We start from the raw sequence: 2,023 nt of genomic DNA, 5'->3' as shown, positions 1-2,023 counted from the left end.
CACGTTCCCGTCAGGAGAACCCCATGATCCGCACCCAGACGCTCGTCATTTCCGCCGCCATTCTGTCCCTTGCCGTCACTGCCCTGCCCTCCCGAGCCGCCGAATCGGCCCGCTCTGTGGCCACCTGCAAGGCGCGCTCGGGCCAGATGTTCGACGCGCTTGTCAAAAAGGACTACGGCAAGGCGCGCGCGCATTTCGGCACCAAGATGCGCAAGCAATTCTCTGTCGATCGCATCCGCTCGGTCTGGAACACGCTCAATAAACAGGCGGGTGCCTACAAGAGTCGTGGCCTGGCCACCGCACACGCCGAAAAGGACTTTCTGCTGGTCTCGACCCCACTGAAATTCGTCAAGGGCCCCGTGCATGCCGCCGTCGCCTGTGACAGCAAGGGTCGCATCATTGGACTGCGCCTGATACCGACCGGCTCGGCCCGCTGAATCGCCTCATGCGCCATGGCGCCGAGCCAGCGCCATGGCCAGCGCGACCCAACCGACAACGAAGGCAACTCCACCGAAAGGAGTGACCAGGCCGACCCAGCGCGGCGCACCCAGTGCCAGTAGATACAGGCTTCCGCTGAAAAGAACGATGCCGTATCCGAAGCCGTGCACGGCGATGTGCGCTGCACGGCCTTTCGGGACCATGGCCACGGTCATCACCAGCGCCAATGCATGCCAGAACTGGTACTTGACCGCGGTTTCCCAGACCTGGGCGTGTTCGGGATCGAGTACACCGTGCAGGGCATGGGCCCCGAAGGCCCCGAGCAGGACCGCGCTGGCGCCCGCAAGGCCTGCGGCATAAGCGGATGCGCGGGAGACAAATTGTCGCACCGGAAACCTCCTGGAACTATCAAAAGCCACTTCGGCGTATCCTGACAGAACATGATCACTGCATCCTCACTCCGTACCCGCGGACGTGCGCGCTGGATGATGCGCCTGTCCAGTCTGGCCCTGGTGGTTCTGGTCAGCGCCTGCAGCAGCGCTGCAAAGCCCCGGTTCGACCTGACCAATGTCACTGGGCACCTCCCGGACCTGAAGTTCCAGTTGACCGCCGACAACGGCAAGACCATGACCGCGAAGGATTTCCGCGGCAAGGTCGTGATGATGTATTTCGGCTATACGCATTGTCCTGACGTCTGCCCGCTGACCATGACGCGCATGCATGTGGTCCTGCAGCAACTGGGTAAGCAGGCTGATGGCATCCGGTTGCTGTTCGTGAGCGTGGATCCGGCACGCGATACCGTGCCGGTGCTGCACCAGTACGTCACCGCCTTCGACAAGCACGACGTGGGCCTGACCGGCGCCCCCGCCCAGATCCGGGCCTTGGCCAAGCGCTATCGCGCGGCATTCGACCGCGGCAAGGTGCAGAAGGATGGCGGTTACGAGGTCAACCACAGCGCGGCGATTTATATATTCGACGGCAAGGGGCATGCACGCGTGCTGGCCACGCCAGCCACCAGCAACAAGGACCTCGAGCACGACCTTCGCCTGCTTCTGAAGGGCGCCTGAGCATGCGCATGATTACACGACTCGCCCTGCTGGCCCTCGCTGCATGGACCACGACCGGACTTGCTCACGCTGGCGTCAGCGCTCCGTTGCAGGTCCATGACGCATGGATCCGGGTGCTTCCGGGCGCATTGCCCAACGCCGGATACGCCAACCTCACCAACCCCGGGAACCACGAGGTCAAACTGGTCGCAGCACGCAGCAACGCCTATGCCAAGGTGATGTTGCACGAGAGCAGCGAATCGGGCGGTATCTCGCGCATGCATGCGGTGGACCACCTGAGCGTGCCCGCGCATGGTTCGGTCCGGCTCGCTCCAGGAGGCTATCACTTGATGCTGATGCATGCGGTGCATCCCGTGAAGGTCGGCTCCCGCGTGACCATCACGCTGCGGTTCGCCGATGGCCGCACCCAAGACGCATCCTTCCTGGCCCGTCCGGCCAACGCCAGCGGCGTGAACGACTGACTCGTGCCACTCCGGCCACTCCCGGCCGGACATGCTTCAGCCTCGGGCACGCCGCTC

At 63.9% G+C, this 2,023-nt stretch carries 4 protein-coding genes; 3 read left to right on the top strand and 1 reads right to left on the bottom strand.

Annotated features, from left to right (window positions below; translation table 11 throughout):
• Positions 1 to 437: DUF3887 domain-containing protein (locus tag PF446_RS10430; protein WP_298071360.1), on the top strand; the 437-nt coding region annotated here is incomplete at its 5' end.
• A 6-nt stretch (positions 438 to 443) separates the two neighbouring features.
• On the opposite strand, the gene PF446_RS10425 is transcribed toward PF446_RS10430, so the two are convergent.
• Positions 444 to 827, bottom strand: a complete 384-nt coding sequence (locus tag PF446_RS10425; RefSeq protein WP_298071359.1) for a DUF423 domain-containing protein — start codon at positions 825 to 827, stop codon at positions 444 to 446.
• A 51-nt stretch (positions 828 to 878) separates the two neighbouring features.
• Between PF446_RS10425 and PF446_RS10420 the strand changes: the two genes are divergently transcribed.
• Both PF446_RS10420 and PF446_RS10415 read left to right on the top strand, forming a co-directional pair.
• Positions 879 to 1,505 carry an SCO family protein gene (locus PF446_RS10420; protein WP_298071358.1) on the top strand — a complete coding sequence of 209 codons (627 nt, stop codon included), beginning with the start codon at positions 879 to 881 and terminating at the stop codon, positions 1,503 to 1,505.
• An 8-nt stretch (positions 1,506 to 1,513) separates the two neighbouring features.
• Positions 1,514 to 1,966, top strand: coding sequence for a copper chaperone PCu(A)C (locus PF446_RS10415; RefSeq protein WP_298071357.1), 453 nt, complete (start codon positions 1,514 to 1,516; stop codon positions 1,964 to 1,966).
• The last annotated feature ends 57 nt before the right edge of the window (positions 1,967 to 2,023 follow it).

Origin of the sequence: Oleiagrimonas sp. (genome assembly GCF_027858935.1) — a bacterium.
Taxonomy (GTDB): domain Bacteria; phylum Pseudomonadota; class Gammaproteobacteria; order Xanthomonadales; family Rhodanobacteraceae; genus Oleiagrimonas.
This window is presented reverse-complemented; position numbering and strand designations above follow the sequence as displayed.